The sequence below is a fragment of the Rhodobacter viridis genome, assembly GCF_003217355.1.
GTDB classification, from domain to species: Bacteria; Pseudomonadota; Alphaproteobacteria; order Rhodobacterales; family Rhodobacteraceae; genus Rhodobacter; species Rhodobacter viridis.
Map to the genome: position 1 here is coordinate 168,906 of NZ_QJTK01000004.1, position 16,847 is coordinate 185,752.

General features: G+C 66.5%; 11 protein-coding genes. 3 read left to right on the plus strand and 8 right to left on the minus strand.

The genetic code is table 11. From position 1 onward, the window contains the following. Positions 1-20 precede the first annotated feature (20 nt). From C8J30_RS07945 to C8J30_RS07955, 3 genes are all read left to right on the plus strand, one after another. A complete protein-coding gene (locus C8J30_RS07945; protein WP_110805310.1) occupies positions 21-3,023 on the plus strand; it encodes a CheR family methyltransferase in 3,003 nt (1,000 codons plus the stop codon). Next, positions 3,020-5,704 carry an EAL domain-containing protein gene (locus C8J30_RS07950; protein ID WP_110805311.1) on the plus strand — a complete coding sequence of 895 codons (2,685 nt, stop codon included), beginning with the start codon at positions 3,020-3,022 and terminating at the stop codon, positions 5,702-5,704. The genes C8J30_RS07945 and C8J30_RS07950 overlap by 4 nt, the downstream gene beginning before the upstream one ends. A 73-nt stretch (positions 5,705-5,777) precedes the next feature. After that, complete coding sequence (locus tag C8J30_RS07955; protein ID WP_146227877.1) at positions 5,778-5,981, plus strand: hypothetical protein; 204 nt, start codon at positions 5,778-5,780, stop codon at positions 5,979-5,981. Between the two features lie 56 nt (positions 5,982-6,037). On the opposite strand, the gene C8J30_RS07960 is transcribed toward C8J30_RS07955, so the two are convergent. From C8J30_RS07960 to xdhA, 8 genes are all read right to left on the minus strand, one after another. Beyond that, a complete protein-coding gene (locus C8J30_RS07960) occupies positions 6,038-7,321 on the minus strand; it encodes an NAD(P)/FAD-dependent oxidoreductase (protein ID WP_110805313.1) in 1,284 nt (427 codons plus the stop codon). A 164-nt stretch (positions 7,322-7,485) separates the two neighbouring features. Next, positions 7,486-8,568, minus strand: a complete 1,083-nt coding sequence (locus C8J30_RS07965) for a BMP family ABC transporter substrate-binding protein (RefSeq protein WP_110805314.1) — start codon at positions 8,566-8,568, stop codon at positions 7,486-7,488. Positions 8,569-8,607: 39 nt separating this feature from the next. After that, the gene (locus C8J30_RS07970; RefSeq protein ID WP_110805315.1) at positions 8,608-9,537 is read right to left on the minus strand and encodes an ABC transporter permease; all 930 of its coding nucleotides are present in this window, start codon (positions 9,535-9,537) and stop codon (positions 8,608-8,610) included. After that, the gene (locus tag C8J30_RS07975) at positions 9,534-10,613 is read right to left on the minus strand and encodes an ABC transporter permease (RefSeq protein ID WP_110805316.1); all 1,080 of its coding nucleotides are present in this window, start codon (positions 10,611-10,613) and stop codon (positions 9,534-9,536) included. Before C8J30_RS07975 ends, C8J30_RS07970 begins: the two co-directional genes overlap by 4 nt. Continuing rightward, the gene (locus C8J30_RS07980) at positions 10,610-12,127 is read right to left on the minus strand and encodes an ABC transporter ATP-binding protein (RefSeq protein ID WP_110805317.1); all 1,518 of its coding nucleotides are present in this window, start codon (positions 12,125-12,127) and stop codon (positions 10,610-10,612) included. Before C8J30_RS07980 ends, C8J30_RS07975 begins: the two co-directional genes overlap by 4 nt. Beyond that, the gene (gene xdhC / locus C8J30_RS07985; protein ID WP_110805318.1) at positions 12,124-13,062 is read right to left on the minus strand and encodes a xanthine dehydrogenase accessory protein XdhC; all 939 of its coding nucleotides are present in this window, start codon (positions 13,060-13,062) and stop codon (positions 12,124-12,126) included. The genes C8J30_RS07980 and xdhC overlap by 4 nt, the downstream gene beginning before the upstream one ends. Further along, a complete protein-coding gene (xdhB, locus tag C8J30_RS07990; RefSeq protein ID WP_110805319.1) occupies positions 13,059-15,359 on the minus strand; it encodes a xanthine dehydrogenase molybdopterin binding subunit in 2,301 nt (766 codons plus the stop codon). Before xdhB ends, xdhC begins: the two co-directional genes overlap by 4 nt. After that, the gene (xdhA, locus tag C8J30_RS07995) at positions 15,356-16,744 is read right to left on the minus strand and encodes a xanthine dehydrogenase small subunit (protein ID WP_110805320.1); all 1,389 of its coding nucleotides are present in this window, start codon (positions 16,742-16,744) and stop codon (positions 15,356-15,358) included. Before xdhA ends, xdhB begins: the two co-directional genes overlap by 4 nt. Between the last annotated feature and the right edge of the window lie 103 nt (positions 16,745-16,847).

Consider the following 16,847-nt stretch of genomic DNA (forward strand, 5'->3'; position numbering starts at 1 on the left):
CCCGGAAAGGAGCGATCGCGATGGACGTTCCTGCGCAAGAGACGGACCTGCAGACGGAGCCCGCGGCCGAGACCTCGGCGGGGCCGGAACCGCGCGCAGTGGTGGCGATCGGCGCCTCGGCCGGGGGGCTTGATGCGCTCGAGCGGCTCTTTGACGGGTTGCCCGCCGATACCGGCGCGGCCTATGTGGTGATCCAGCACCTGTCGCCCGATCACAAGTCGATCATGGCCTCGCTCTTGGCGCGGCATACGAAGATGCCCGTCGTCACCGTCGAAGACGAGATGGAACTGGCCGCCGACACGGTCTTTCTGATCCCGCCCGCGACGATCATGACGCTCGAAGGGCGGCATCTGCGGCTGGCGCCGAAGGATCGCCGCGTGCTCTCGCTGCCGATCGATGCCTTCTTCACCTCGATGGCCTCGGGCTATGGCAGCCGCTCGGTCGCGGTTGTGCTGTCGGGCACCGGGTCGGACGGCACCCGCGGCGTTGGCGCGGTGCATGCGGCGGGCGGCGTTGCCATCGCGCAAGACCCGCGCGATGCGCGTTTCGACGGCATGCCGCGCTCGGCCATTGCGACGGGCTTCATCGATTCCGCGCTCGGGATCGAGCGGATCGGCCCCTGGATCGCCGATTACCTGATCCGCCGCCCGCGGCTTGGGCAGCTGACCGGGGCCGAGCGTCCCGATGCGGGCGGGGCCGCGGCGGTGGATGACGACCGGCTCGCGGTCGGGCAGTTCGACGGGCTGGAACCGGCCGAGGCGCTGGGGCGGATCGTCGAGATCCTGTCGCTCTCGGGCGAGGTCAACTTCCTCGATTACAAGCCGGGCACGGTGCAGCGCCGGATCGAGCGGCGGATGGGTGTGCGGCAGGTGCCGGACCTGACCTCGTATCTGGAATTGCTGACGCATGATCGCACCGAACTGGCCTGCCTGCGCCGGGAAATGCTGATCCCGGTCACCTCGTTCTTCCGCGACCCCGATTCCTTCGCCGAACTGGCGGAAAAGGTGATCGACCCGCTTGTGGCGCAAGCTGCGGTGGGCTCGACGCTCCGGGTCTGGACGGCGGGCTGCGCGACGGGCGAGGAAGCCTATACGCTGGCGATGCTCTTCTTCGACGCGTTCGAGCGGGCGGGGCGCTGGCCGACGCTGAAGATCTTTGCCACCGATGTCGAACCGATGAACATCGAGACGGCGGCGGCCGGGTTCTTCCCCGAGACGATCGCGGCCGACCTGCCCATGACCTTCCTCGAGCGTTTTTTCACCACCCGCGGCGGCCAATATACGATCCGCCCGGAGATCCGGCAGACCATCGTCTTTGCCCGGCACAACCTGCTGTCCGATCCGCCCTTCACCCGGATGGATCTGGTGACCTGCCGCAACACGCTGATCTATTTCCGCCCCGAGGCGCAGGAACGCGCGCTGCGGCGGATGCATTACGCGCTGCGCACCGGGGGGTATCTGTTCCTTGGCGGCTCCGAGGCGCTGGTGCAGGTGCAGGATGATTTCTCGGTCCTGTCGGCGCGGCACCGGATCTGGCAGGCGCTGCGCCCGGGCGCGGCCCCGCTCACCGACCGCCGCGCCGGGCTTTACGTCACGCCGCGCCCGCCCCGCACCCGGTCGGACAATGCGCCCGTCACCGCGGTCGAGCGCGGCTTTGCCACGCTCTCGCGCACCTACGCCCCGCCGCCCGCGCTTCTGGTCAACAGCCATCACGAGATCCTGCATTCCTATGGCGACGTGAGCCGCTTCATGCAGATGCGCGAAGGCGCGGCCTCGCTTGAAATCGGGCGGATGCTGGTCGAGCCGCTCTTGCCCGTGGCCTCGGCGCTGCTGTTCAAATCGGCGCGTCTGGGCGAGGAAGCGGCCTCGGATTCGATCCCGCTGGCCGAGGGGCTGATCGGCCCCGATCCGATGCGGCTGCGGCTGCGCGTCGTGCCGGTCAAGCAGGGCCCCGACAGTGACGAGGGGCGGCTTTACGTTCTGGCTTTCGAGCCGGACGAGGGCGCCGATGACGGCATCGCGGGGATCGACATCGACCGCGAGGTCGGCGCGCGCATCGAGATGCTCGAAGCTGAACTCGCGATGACGCGCGAAAGCCTGCAGGCGATGATCGAGGAACTGGAAACCTCGAACGAAGAGCTGCAGGCGACGAACGAAGAGATGATGGCCTCGAACGAGGAGCTGCAATCGGCGAACGAGGAATTGCAGTCGGTCAACGAGGAACTGAACTCGCTCAACGCGGAATATCAGGAAAAGATCGACCTGCTGAACCGCTCGAATGCCGATCTGGACAGCCTGACCGAGATCATGGCGATGGGCACGATCTTCGTCGACAGCGAGCTGACGGTGACGCGCTTCAGCCCGGATGCGGCCGAGCTGTTCCGCATCCGCGATGTCGACATCGGCCGCCCCTTGGGCGACCTGACGCATCGGCTTGATTATCCGGGGCTGCTTGACGATCTGCGCCGCACGCTGCAGGGCCAGTCGCGCACCGAGCGCGAGGTTTCCGGGCTGAACGGGCGGCATTATCTGGTGCGGATGCTGCCTTACCGCGTGCCCTCGTCTTCGGCGCAAGGCGCGGTCGTCACCTTTGTCGACATCACCCAGACCCGCAACCTGCAGCTTCTGCAGGCGGTGATCGACGGGCTGGCCGAACATGTGGCCGTGCTCGACAGCCACGGCGATATCCTGCTGGTGAACGCCGCCTGGACCCGGTTTGCGGTCGACAATGGCGATCCGGCGCAGGCCCATACCGGGGTCGGCACCAATTATGTCGGGCGCTGCGATATCGGCGAGGCGGCGATCGATTGTTCCTATGCCAAGCGCGCGGTCGAGGGGATCCGCGGCGTTCTGGCGGGCAAGCAGCGGCATTTCACCATGGAATATCCCTGCGATGCGCCCGGCCGTCCGCGCTGGTTCGTCATGCACGCCCGGCCGCTGGACGGCTTGCAGGGCGGCGCGGTGGTCAGCCATATCGAGATCACCCGCTGGCACAGTCAGACCGACGAGGTGGCTGGTTCATGAGCCCGACCCGCTCGGTTTCGGCACAGACGATCGAGGGCGATCGCGCCGAGCTGGCGGGGGGCTTTGGCCACGACCTTGTCACCCTGACCGACACGCAGTTCCGCCTGGTCGAGGAGCAGCTGCGGGCGGCGGGCCTTGATGAGGCGACGCTGCTGGGCTTCAATCGGCTGCGTGTGGGGGTGGCCGAGCAGGCCGCCGCGCTGTCGGAACTGATCGACGAGGGCGCGCGGCAGCAGGAGGCGCTTGACGAGTTGCGGGCGCTCCTGCGCAATGCGCCGCTGCCGGTTCTGCGCGTCGATGCGCATCTGGCGTTGCAGCATTCGAACGAGGCGGCGCGGCAGTTTCTGGGCGAGAGCTTCGAGGAAAATGGCGTGGCCGCGCTGCGCCGGGCGCTGACGCGGCCGCAGATCGGGCGGCTGATGACGGCCTTGGCGCTGGCGACCGAGCCCGCGGCGGGCGAGATCGCGCTGCCCCTGCCGCTCATTCTCAGCACCGATGCCGGGCAGCAACGCGGGGCGCGGGCCTCGGTCCTGCGGGCGCGCAAGCCGCATCCCGACAGCCCCAGCGCCTGGTGGCTGATGCTGCAGCCCGAAACCGCCCCGGCCGCGGCCGATGCCGACCTGATGCGGCTTCTTTTCGATGCCTTCCCCGATCCGGTCAGCATCACCGATCTCGAAGGTCGGGTGAGCTTGGCGAACCGCGCCTATCTGCGCGCGACGGGCAGGTCCGAGACCGAGGTGCTCGGCCGGACGCCAAAGGACTTCCTGCCGCTGATCGAGGCGCTGCATGTGACGCAGCTCGACACACGGGTGCGGGCGACGCAGACCGCGGTCACCTTCGAGCAGACCCGGCGGCGCCTGCCCGAAGAGGTCGCACTGGCCCCCGAGGGAGCGATCGGTGCGAATTGGGAACGTCATCAGACCGAGAAACGGCCGCTTTTTGACGGCTTCGGGCAGCTGATCGGGGTCGTGACGCACAGCCATGACGTGACCGAGGAACTGCGGGCCCGGGAACTGGCGGAGATGGTCTTCGACCAATCCGCCGAAGCGATTGTGCTGACCGATCCCGATCTGCGCATCCTGCGTGCCAATGCCGCTTTCGAGCAGATCGCGGGCTTCGGGAATGAGCAGCTTGCCGGGCGGATGATCGAGGGGCTGGTCACGACCGCCGGGGCCGGTGAACCGAGCAGTGCGGCGCGCACGCTGCGGACCGAATTGCGCGCGCAGGGCAGCTGGCGGGGCGAGGTCGTCGTGCGCTCCTCCGAGGGGGCGACGATCATCTGCTGGAGCCGGATCACCCGGCTGGCCGACACGGCGGGGCGGATGCTGGGCCATGTGGCGATGTTCTCGGATCTGACGCCGCTGCGGCAGGCGCAGGCCGACAATCTGCGACTGGCGAATTACGACCTGCTGACGGGCCTGCCGAACCGCAACATGCTGGCCGAGCGGATCGACGCCTGGATCCGGCTGGCGAGCGGCAGCGCGCGGGTTTTCGCGGTGCTGTTCATCGACCTCGACCAGTTCAAGGCGGTGAATGACACGCTCGGTCACGAGACCGGCGATCTGCTGCTCTCGGCGGTGGCGCAGCGGCTACGGATCGGCGAGGGCACGGATCATTTCATCGCCCGCATCGGCGGCGACGAATTCGTGCTGCTTTTGGGCGACGCCGGAGCGGCGGAAGCGCTTGCCCATGCGCAGGCGCTGCTCGAGGCGCTGGCCGCGCCGATCGACCTGCCGGGGCTGCATCAGTATCGGCCTGCCGCGACGGTCGGCATCGCCTGTTTCGGCGCCCATGGCGACAGCCGCGACGTGCTGTTGCGCAATGCCGATCTGGCGATGTACGCGGGCAAGATCCAGCGGCACCGGGTGATGATCTACGAGCCCGAAATGGGCATCGAGGCCGCGCGCGAGCTTGATCTGCGCAACGCCCTTGCCGGGGCGGTGGAGCGGGGCGAGATGGTGCTGCATTTCCAGCCGCTCTTCGGGCTTGGCGATCGTATCCCGCGCGGCTGCGAGGCGCTGATCCGCTGGAACCGGCCGGGCCGCGGGCTGATCTCGCCCGGCGAGTTCCTGCCCGTGGCGCAGCGTGCCGGGCTGATGCCCGCGCTGGATCGCTGGGTGTTTTCCGAGGCGCTGGCCACGATGTGCCGCTGGCGCCACGAGGGGCTTGTCGATGTCGACTGGCTGATGTCGATCAACCAGACGGCGGCGGATCTCGCCGCGCCCGATTGGGCGGAGGCGCTGGTGGGCTGTCATGGCTGCGGCTGCGGTTGCGCCGGCTTGCAGATCGAGCTGACCGAGGAGCAACTGGCCGACCGCGTGCCCGGCGCGGTCGCGGCGCTGGAACGGTTGCGCGCGCGCGGGCTGCGCCTTGCGATCGACGATTTCGGCACCGGCTATTCTTCGCTGGCCTATCTGTCGCGGCTGCCGGTTTCGATGCTGAAGATCGATGCCCATTTCGTCCGCGGCATCGAGGCGGATCACAATGCCCGGCTGATCGTCGAGGCGATCACGGCGCTGGCGAAGCGTTTCGGCTATGGCACGCTCGCCGAGGGGATCGAGACCGAGGCCGAGGCCGCCGTGCTGGCCGAGATCGGCTGCGACATGGGGCAGGGGTTCCTGATGGCTCCGCCGCTGGCGCGACAGGCCTTCGAAGCGCGTTTCCTGCGCCCGGGGGGGTGACCCTGTCCTTTGGCGCGGGCGGCCCTACCATCAAGGGATTGCCAATTCCGTCCGACCCGAAAGGAGCATGCTGATGTCGAACCTGCCGCCGACCCCGCTCGGCACGTCGAAGAATTATCTGATCGCGATGGGAGTCGCCCTGCTTCTGGGGGGCTTTGAATATCTGGGCATCTGGCGGCACGAGGAACGCGCCAAGGCGCTGGCCGCCGCGGCGGCGGCCTCGGCGGCGGCGAAACCCGCCCCCGCCGCCAGCACGTCTACGGCCCCGGCGCATTGAAACGAAACAGGCGCGGTCTGCCGCGCCTGCCTGTCCAGGTCCGGTCGGAAGGGGGCTTACCCCTTCTTCACCGCCTTCAGCTTGTCGATGCCGAGGAATTTCATCGCCGCCTTCTCGTAGAAGGTTTCCGAGGTGCCCCGGCGCAGCTTGTGCATGAAGTAGCGCTCGAAGCCCTCTTTCGCCCAATGCACCCATTTGCCCTGGCTCGACCAGTTCACATTGCGCGGCGGGATCTGCGGCTGCGCGACGAAGGCGATGCCCTGATCGCCGAAATCGGCCAGACAGACGGCGTTCCAGCTGCCGACCTCGTCCGCCTCGAAGCCGCGCACGATCCGGCCGATGTTATGGGCGGTCGCGGTGACCATGCTTTCGATCATGAAGCCGGTCTTCGGCACGCCGCAGGGCACCGGCGTCGCCGCAATCGGCGGGATCGCGACGCAGACGCCGACGGCGAAGACATTCTTGTATCTCGGGTTCTGCTGGTGCTGATCGACGAGAACGAAGCCGCGCGGATTGACCAGCCCTTCGAGCCCCATCAGCGCCTTGATGCCGCGGAAGGCGGGCAGCATCATCGCATAGCCGAAGGGCATTTCCTTTTCGGGTTTGACCGAGCCATCCTCGTTCACCTCCTCGACCACCATCTTGCCCTTTTCGACGCGCTTGATCCGGGTCGAGGTCATCCATTTGATGTGCTTGTCGCGCAGGTTGCTTTCCAGAAGCCCCTTGGTGTCGCCCACGCCGTCAAGGCCCAGATGGCCGACATAGGGTTCCGAGGTGATGAAGGTCATCGGCACCCGGTCGCGGATCTTGCGCTTGCGCAGCGCAGCATCAAGGATGAAGGCGAATTCATAGGCCGGGCCGAAGCAGCTGGCGCCTTGCGCCGCGCCGATGATGATCGGGCCCGGGTTTTCGCAAAAGCGGTCAAAGGCCACGCGCGCATCTTCGGCATGATCGATGTGGCAGATCGATTGCGTATGCCCCGCGGGACCGAAGCCCTCGATCTCGTCAAAGGCGAGTTCCGGGCCGGTGGCGATGACGATCTGATCGTAGCTGACCGACTGGCCGTTTTCGAGCTCGACCCGGTTTTCGTCGGGATGAAGCCGCTTGGCCGCCACCGGGATGAAGTTGATGTTCTTGCGCGCCATCGTCGGCGCAAGGTCCACGGTGATGTCCTTGCGCGACCGCCACCCCACCGCCACCCAGGGGTTCGAGGGCACGAAATGATACATCGGGTCCTTGGTAATAACGGTGACCTTGTCTTCCTTGCGCACCTGTTCGCGCAACTCGTACGCCATGATGGCACCGCCCAAACCGGCACCCAGAACCACGATATGAGCCATCTGTCCCTCCCCGAACTGGCTGTCGGGCCGAGGCCCGTATATGCACATATGGGAATATGAATCTATGACCTGTCAAGCGGGAAGATCGGTTCCGCTGGACCGGGGGCAAAAGAAAGGGGCGGACTCGCGTCCGCCCCACAACCTTAACAGGAAAAATGCTCAGGTCACTTGGGCATTTCAGCCGCAATGCCTTCGACGAAGAAGTTCAGACCGGCCAGTTCGCCATCCTCCGGGGTCTTGCCCTCGGCCAGCCATTCCGAGCCGTCCTGTTTCTTCAGCGGGCCGGTGAAGGGGTGATAGGAGCCGTCGCCGATCTTCGCGATCAGCTCTTCGGCTTCGGCCTTTACCTCGGCGGGGACCGCATCGGTGATTTCGCCGATCTTCACCATGCCGGTGCCGATGCCGCCCCAGGTGCTTTCCGAGGCCCAGGTGCCATCGACCAGCGCCTGCGCGCGCTTGATGTAATAGGGCGCCCAGTTGTCGATCGTCGAGGCGACGCGGGGCGAGGGTTTGAAGGCTTCCATGTCCGAGGCCTGCCCGAAGGTGAAGACATTGCCCGCTTCCTGGGCCTTCGCCTGCGGCGCGGTCGAGTCGGTGTGCTGCAGGATGAAGTCGCAGCCCTCGGCGATCAGCGCGGCGGCGGCATCGGCTTCCTTGGCCGGGTCGAACCAGGTGTAGGCCCAGACCACCTTGATCTCGACATCCGGGTTCACCTTCTTGGCGTGGATGTAAGCGGCGTTGATGCCCTGGATGACTTCCGGGATCGGGAAGGAGCCGATGTAGCCGATCTTGTTGGTCTTCGTCATGCGGCCCGCGATCGTTCCCTGCACGGCACGACCTTCGTAGAAGCGCGCGTCATAGGTGGCGAGGTTGTCGGCGCGCTTGTAGCCCGTCGCATGCTCGAACTTCACGTTCGGGAATTTCGCGGCGATGTTCACCGCGGCTTCCATGAAGCCAAACGAGGTCGCGAAGATCATCTGGTTGCCTTCGAGCGCCAGTTGGGTCAGGGCGCGCTCGGCGTCCGGGCCTTCCGGCACGTTCTCGATGAACGAGGTGACGACCTTGCCGCCCAGCTTCGCTTCCATCGCGCGGCGCGCGACGTCATGCTGATACGACCAGCCCATGTCGCCGACCGGGCCGACGTAGATGAAGCCGATCTTCAGCGGATCGGCGGCGCGCACCGGCAGGCCGACGGCGGCAAGCGTCGCGGTGGCGGCGGTGGTTTTCAGGAAGGATCTGCGGTCCATGGGAGCTTCCTTGTTGCGGGCGATGGCCCGGGTTTGGCCTCAGTTCGAGGCGTGGAACGTCCGCCCGAGGGCCGCCGGCGCGGCCGGTGCCCCGTAGCGGTGGGTTGCGGAGAGGACCACCAGCACGAGCACGGTGATCACGTAAGGCGCCATCGACAGGAAATGCACCGGGATCGCATAGCCTGCCGCCTGCAACTGCAATTGCAGCGCGGTGATGCCGCCGAAAAGATAGGCGCCGATCAGCACGCGCTCGGCCCGCCACGACGCGAAGACGACGATGGCAAGCGCAATCCAGCCCGCGCCTGCGGTCATCCCCTCGGTCCATTGCGGCACCCGCACGAGGCTGAGGTAAGCTCCGCCAAGCCCGGCCAGCGCGCCGCCAAAGGCGAGGGCGGCAAAGCGCACGGCGATGACGCGATACCCCAGCGCATGGGCCGCGTCATGGTTTTCGCCCACGGCGCGCAGGATCAGGCCAAGGCGCGCGTATTTCAGGAAGGCCCAGACCGCGGCCACGAGGGCGAGCGAGACATAGACCATCCAGTCATGACCAAAGACGATCGGGCCGACGACGGGCAGATCGGCGAGCGGGCCGAAGGGCACCTTGCCGGTGGGCGGCGGGCGCACACCCTCGAAGCCCTTGCCCGCCAGCGCCGAAAGACCCAGCCCGAACAGCGTCAGCGCAAGGCCGGTGGCGGTCTGGTTCGACAGGAAAACCTGTGTGAGAAGCGCAAAAAGCGACGCCATCAGCGCCGCGGCCAAGGCGCCGCCCGCAAAGCCCAGCACCGGGCTGCCGGTGGTGACGGCGGTGGCAAAGCCCGCGACGGCGCCGACGATCATCATCCCCTCGACCCCAAGGTTCAGAACGCCCGCCTTTTCCGCGACCAACTCGCCCGTCGCTGCCAGCAGAACCGGCGTCGAGGCGGCCATCAGCGCCGCGATCAGGGTGACGATATCGATGCCGCCGATCATTTCGAGCCCTTTCCAAGCCGCAGACGGTAATGCGTCAGCAGATCGAACCCCAAGAGGAAAAACAACAACATCCCTTGGAAAACCTGAATCGCCGCGGTGGGCAGGCCCAGCATCAGCTGCGCCATGTCGCCGCCGATATAGGTCAGCGCCATCAAGAGGCCCGCAAGCAAGATGCCGATCGCATTCAGCCGCCCGAGGAAGGCGACGATGATCGCGGTGAAGCCATAGCCCGCGTTGAAACTGTCGGTGATCTGGCCCGAGGGGCCCGAGACCTCGAACATCCCCGCAAGGCCCGCCAGCGCCCCGGAAAGCCCAAGGCAGAACATCACGAGGTTTGCGGGCAGAACGCCTGCAAACCGGGCCGCCCGCGGCGCCTCGCCCGCGACGCGGATGCGGAAGCCCGCAATGTGGCGCTGCATCAGCACATAGGTGGCGATGACGGCAATCAGGGCCGCGACGACGCCCCAATGCATGCCGGTGCCCGCGAACAGCTCGGGGTTATGCGCGGACGGATATTGCTGCAGGTTGCGCGAGCCGGGAAAGCCGTAGCCCTCGGGGTTCTTCAACGGACCAAAGGCCGCCCAGGCCAGAAAGTTCTGCGCCACATAGACGAGCATCAAGGACACGAGGATTTCCGAGGTGCCGAACAGCACCTTCAGCACCGCCGGGATCATCCCCCAGATCCAGCCGCCCAAGGCGCCCGCCACCACCATCGCCGGAAACAGCCAGTGGCTTTCCGCGGGATAGGCCGCCAGCGCGACCGAGGCCCCCGCAAGCGCCCCCATGATGTATTGCCCCTCGGCGCCGATGTTCCAGATGCCCGCGCGAAAGCCGACGGCCAAACCCGCGGCGATCAGGATCAAGGGCCCCGCTTTCACCAGCAATTGACCCCGGAAATAGGCCGCGTTCGGACCCAGAAGCGGGTCCCAGAAGATCACTTTGATCGCCTGCACCGGGTCCTTGCCCAGAATGGAGAACAGCACACCGCCCGCGATCATCGTGGCGATGACGGCCAGAACCGGCGTGGTGAAGGACCAGAAGCGCGAGGGCGTCGGGCGTTTGATCAGCGTAATCACAGCGCCGCCTCCTGCATGCCATGGGCGCCGCCCAGCATCAGCCCGATCTCTTCCATCGTCAGCCCCTCGGTCGGGCGCGGCTCCGAAAGCCGCCCCTCGTTCAGCGCACAGAAGCGATCGGCGATTTCCATAAGCTCGTCAAGGTCTTGGCTGATCACGATCACAGCCGCGCCCTTCGCTGCCAGATCCAGCAGTGACTGCCGGATCGCGGCGGCGGCGGCGGCATCGACGCCCCAGGTCGGCTGGTTGACCACCAGCACTTCGGGCGATTGCAGCACCTCGCGGCCGATGACGAATTTCTGCAGGTTTCCGCCCGAGAGCGCGCGGGCGGCCACATGCGGCCCCGGCGTGCGGACGTCGAAGCCCTTGATGATTTCCTCGGCAAAGCGCCGCGCCGCGCCCATGTTCAGAAAGCCGTTCCGCGTCAGCGGACGGCGCACGGTGCCGGTCAGGATCGCGTTTTCCGTCAGGCTCAGGTTCGGCACGGCGGCATGGCCCAGCCGTTCCTCGGGGGCGGCCAGCAGCCCCAGACGGCGGCGGTCGTTCGGCCCGAGGTCGGAAATGTCCTGCCCATGCAGGCTGACCGTGCCCGCGCCCGAGGGACGTTCGCCCGAGAGCGTGGCCAGCAGTTCCTCCTGCCCGTTGCCCGCGACGCCGCCGATGCCCAGCACCTCGCCGGCGGCCAGGCTGAAGCTCACATTCTTCAGCGCCGGGCCGAATTGCGTCATCGGCGGCAGGTTCAGGTGATCGACTTCGAGGATCGTCGCGCCGCTGACCCGTCCGGCCCGGTCGGTCGCGGCAAATTCGCCGCCCACCATCAACTCGGCCAGCTCGCGCGCCGATTTCTCGCGCGGGATGCAGCTCGCCACCACCTTGCCGCCGCGCAGGATCGTCGCGCCGTCACACAGGCTGCGGATTTCCTCGAGCTTGTGGCTGATATAAAGAATCGCCGTGCCCTCGGCCGCAAGCTTGCGCAGGGTGTGAAACAGGATCTCGACCTCTTGCGGCGTCAGCACCGAGGTCGGCTCGTCCATGATCAGAAGCTTCGGGTCCTGCAAAAGACAGCGGATGATCTCGACCCGCTGCCGTTCGCCCGCGGACAGATCGCCCACGGTGCGCGCGGGATCGAGCGGCAGGCCATAAGCCGTTGAAATCGCGCGAATGCGTTCGGCCAAGTCACCCATCGGCGGCGGGTTTTCCATGCCAAGCGCGACGTTTTCCGCCACATTCAGCGCCTCGAACAGCGAGAAATGCTGAAACACCATCGCGACGCCCGCAGCCCGCGCCGCCCGCGGCTCGGCGGGCGTGTAGGGGCGGCCCTGAAAGGTCATCCGCCCGGCATCGGGTTTCACCAGCCCGTAGATCATCTTCACCAGCGTCGATTTGCCGGCGCCGTTTTCGCCCAGAAGCGCATGCACCTCGCCCGGCGCGACCTCGAAACCGACGCCGTCGTTCGCCACGACCCCGGGATAGGCCTTGGTCAGGCCCTCGATCTTGAGCAGCGACCCTGTCACCCGGTCTGTCCTTCCGTGTTGACGGCCAGCGAGGCTCGGCTGACCCGCTCTCTCAGTAGCGCGGCGGCGACCGAAATCGCAATGGCCTGCGGCTCCTTTCCGAGCCGCGGATCGCCTATCGGGCAGGCAATGCGCGAAATTTGCGCGGGGGAATGCCCCAGATCACGCAGCCGGTGCTGAAATCTTGACCATTTGGTCGCAGAGCCGATCAGCCCGCAACCGGCGAAGCCGTGGGACAGAATCCGGTGGCACAACTCGAGGTCGAGCGCATGCGAGAAGGTCAGGATCAGATGGTGTGCTGATGTAGCGGCAAGCGGCGCCAGATCGGCGGGATTGGCCGCGATGACCGGGGTGACCTGGTCGGGAACCGACTCGGGGAATCGGCTTTGGTCGGTGTCGGCCCAGCGGATCGACCAATGCGGCAGGGGCGCGAGCGTGGCGACCAGCGCGCGGCCGACATGGCCCGCGCCCCAGATCCAAAGCTCCTGCGCCGGGGGGGCGAGCGGTTCGATCAACCAGCCGTCCAGAAGCAGTGGCGGGGCTTCGCCGCTGTTGCGCGCTTTCGCGAGCGCGCGTTGCACCGACAGTGGCATCTCGGGCCGGGTCAGGGGCCGGGCATGGATCGGCCCGCTGATCTGCGCCAGTTTTGCCGCATCCAGCGGCTCGAAGGCGAGCGTCACCGACCCGCCACAGCACTGACCCAGCGTCGGGCCAAGCGCGAAGCGGCGCAGGGCAGGGGCGGTCAAGCCGCGGGCGATCGTGATCGCCTCGGCTTCCAGCGTGCCGCCGCCGATCGTGCCTTCGGTCCGGTCCTGCCAGATCCGCATCTCGGCGCCCACCTCGCGCGGGGTCGAGCCCTTCGTCTCGACCACCAGCACGCGCCAGAAAGGCCCTTTGATCGCCGCCTGTGCAAGGGCCTGAAGAGGCAGACTCATGCCCGTCCCTCGGCGCGGTGGACGGCGGCCATAACCGCCTCGGGCGTGGCGGGAGCCTGCAGATCGGGCCAATGCGGCCCACAGGCGGCGCAGGCGTCATTCAGCGCCAGAAAGGCGGAAATCCCCAGCATGAAGGGCGGTTCGCCCACGGCTTTCGAGCGAAAGATCGTGTCCTCGCGGTTGGGCTGATCCCAGAGCGCGACGTTGAAGATGCGCGGCCGGTCGGAAAAGGCCGGGATCTTGTAGGTCGAGGGCGCATGGGTCATCAGTTTTCCGCGTTCGTCCCAAACCAGTTCCTCGGTCGTCAGCCAGCCCGCCCCCTGCACATAGGCGCCCTCGATCTGCCCGATATCGAGCGCCGGGTTCAGGCTCGCCCCGGCATCGTGCAGAATATCGGCGCGCAGTATGCGGTTTTCACCGGTCAGCCGGTCGATCACCACCTCGGTGATGGCCGCGCCATAGGCGAAATACAGGAACGGCCGCCCCTGACCGCGCAACCGATCCCACGAGAGTTTCGGGGTCGCGTAAAACCCTGTCGCGGAAAGGGAAATCCGCGCCATATAAGCGGCCGCGACGATCTCGGCAAAGGGCCAGGTCTTGCCCTGGGCCTGCACCTTTCCGCCCTCGAAGATCACCCCGCCCGGTGCACAGCCCTCGCGGGCAGCGATGAAATCGGCCAGACGCCCGCGCAGAATCTCGCAAGCGTCCTTTACCGCCATCCCGTTCATGTCCGCGCCAGAGGAGGCCGCCGTGGCCGAGGTGTTGGGTACTTTCGAGGTGTCGGTCGCGGTGATCCGCACCTGTGCCGTATCGATTCCCAGCACTGCCGCGGCGACCTGCACCATCTTCGCATGCAGACCCTGACCCATCTCGGTGCCGCCATGATTGAGCGCGACCGAGCCGTCAGTATAGATCTGCACCAGCGCCCCCGCCTGATTGAGATGGGTCAGCGTGAAGGAGATCCCGAACTTCACCGGCGAAAGGGCGATGCCGCGCGCCAATGTTCGATTAGTGCTATTCCATTCGGCAATTTCGGCCCTTCGAGGCTCAAAATTCGCGGATTTCTGCAAGCTTGCGACGAGGTCGGATAGCGCGAAATCTTCAACCTCCTGCCCGTAATGGGTCGTTTGGACCTTGGTCGGACTATTCTTGACGATCGGCGGGTCATAGAAATTCCGCGCCCGCAACGCGGCCGGATCCTGTCCCATCACCCGCGCCAGATGCTCGATGGCGCGCTCCATCCCCAGCATCCCCTGCGGACCACCGAAACCGCGAAAGGCGGTGTTCGATTGCGTGTTCGTGCGCAGCCGATTGCTTTCGACGCGCAGCGCGGGAACGAAGTAGCTGCTGTCGGCATGCAGCATGGCGCGGTCACAGACCGGCAGGCTCAGGTCCGCCGACCAGCCGCAACGCGCCAGATGCACGAAATCTGCCCCGACCAGCTTGCCCGAGGCATCCGCGCCGATCCGATAGCGAATGCGGAAATCATGCCGCTTGCCGGTGATCACCATGTCGTCGTCGCGGTCGTAGCGCATCTTGCAGGGCCGCCCCGTCGCCTGCGCGGCGACGGCACAGGCAATCGCCAGATGATTGCCCTGACTTTCCTTGCCGCCGAACCCCCCGCCCATCCGCCGCATCTCGACGCGGACATCGTGGAAGGCGAGCCCCAGCGCCTGCGCCACCTTGTGCTGGATTTCCGACGGGTGCTGGCTGGAACAGTGGATCACCATGCCGCCCTCGGCCGGCAGCGCCAGTGCGGCCTGGCCTTCCAGATAAAAGTGCTCCTGCCCGCCGATTTCGAACGTGCCTTCGGCCAGATGCGCGGCCCCGGCCAAGGCGGCATCTACGTCGCCGCGCGCCCAGATCACCGGGCCGCCCTCGAACCGGCTGTTCGCGGCAAGCGCCTGATCCAGGGTCAAGATCGCCGGGCGTCGCGTATAGGTTACCTGCGCTTTCCGCGCGGCAATGCGTGCCGCACGGTGGCTGTTTGCTGCGACCAGAAAAATCGGCTGACCCACGTAATGCACCTCGCCCGTCGCCAGAACCGGCTCCGGGCTTGGGGCGGGCGAAGCATTGTTTTCATGCGGCAGGTCTTCCGCGCTGAAGACGGCCACGACCCCGGGGCAGCGCCGCACCGGATCAAGGTCGAGGGAAATGATCTCGGCCGAGGCCTCGGTCGACAGGCCAAAGGCCAGATGCAGCGTGTTGGCGGGACAGGGCAGGTCGTCGAGATAGCGCGCCTGACCCGTCACATGTGCCCGCGCCGAGTCATGCGGAAGCGGTTTGCCCACGCTCATGCCGATACCTCCAGCACCGAGACCGAGAGGCCGGAAAGCTCGCGGACATACCGAAGCGCCATGGCCTGCGCGGCATTCATCCGATAGGCGGCGGACGCGCGCATGTCGGAGAGCGGCGTAAAATCCTGCTCCAGAAGCGGCAGGGCGGCGGTGATGGACTCTTCGGTGAAAGGCTGTCCGATCAGCGCCGCCTCGAAGTTTGAGGCGCGTTTCGGGATGCCCGCCATGCCACCAAAGGCCGCGCGCGCACTTTCAATTTTCGAACCTTTCAGGGTCAGATTTAGGCATACGCACACGGAGGAAATGTCCTGATCGAACCTTTTCGAGAGTTTGTAGCAGCGCAGCTCCGGCGCGGATTTCGGCAGCGTGACGCCTTCGACGAATTCGCCCGGACGGCGGTCCTGCTTGCGATAATCGAGGAAGAAAGCCTCAAGCGGGATCACGCGGCGGTCCTTTCCTCGCCGCAGCGTCAGGCTTGCCCCCATCGCGATCAGAGCCGGGGGGCCGTCGCCGATGGGGGAGCCATTCGCGATATTGCCGCCGATCGTCGCCATCTGCCGCACCTGCTCCGAAGCAAACCGGCGCAGCAATCTGGCCAAGGCTGGATGCGGCCCCTCGGCCCAGGCGCGCAGGGCCGCGATGGTGACACCTGCGCCAATCACGAACCCCTCGGAAGTTTCGCGGATCTGCGTCAAATCCTTGCAATGATCCAGAAACGCGACTTCGGGGAGGTCGCGCAGGCCTTTTGTCACCCAAAGGCCGACATCGGTGCCGCCCGCGATCAGCGTCGCCTCGGGGTGGGCAAGATACCACTCGGCCAGCGCATCGGCGGTTTCGGGCAGGAAGGCGGTAGCGGTTTGCCCCGGCCCGCCCGGGGATCTTTGTGTCAAAGCAAAAGCCGCATCGGCGCACAGCCATTCGGCGGGCGGTGCCGTGGCGGCGGCTTCGGCGGCGCGCAGGATCGGGGCGTAGCCGGTGCAGCGGCATAGGTTTCCCGCCAGGAGATCGTCGTAGTCGGTCCGTTCCTTGCCATGCGCGGCGGCCATCGAGACGATGAAACCGGGGGTGCAAAAGCCGCATTGGCTGCCGTGATGATCGATCATCGCTTGTTGCACCGGGTGCAATGTGCCGTCGGGGGCCGCGATCCCTTCGACCGTGCGCAGCGCCTTGCCCGCCACCTGTGGCATCATCGTCAGGCAGGCATTGACCGCCCGACTGCCCGACGCATCACGCACCATCACCGTGCAGGCGCCGCAATCGCCCTCGTTGCAGCCCTCCTTGGTGCCGGTCAGCCCCTCGGCCCGCAGCCAGTCCAGCAGGCTTTGCGTGGGGTCATCAATCCTCACCTGCCGGGTTTCTCCATTGAGAAGAAACGCAATTTCCATGGCATGTTCCGCCGCGATACCGGTTTCCGGCTTCCCCCGCCCGATGCGGCGTAGAGCGGGGGGCTCTCCCTGAGCCCAGATTTGCGCAAGGCGCGGGGTCTGG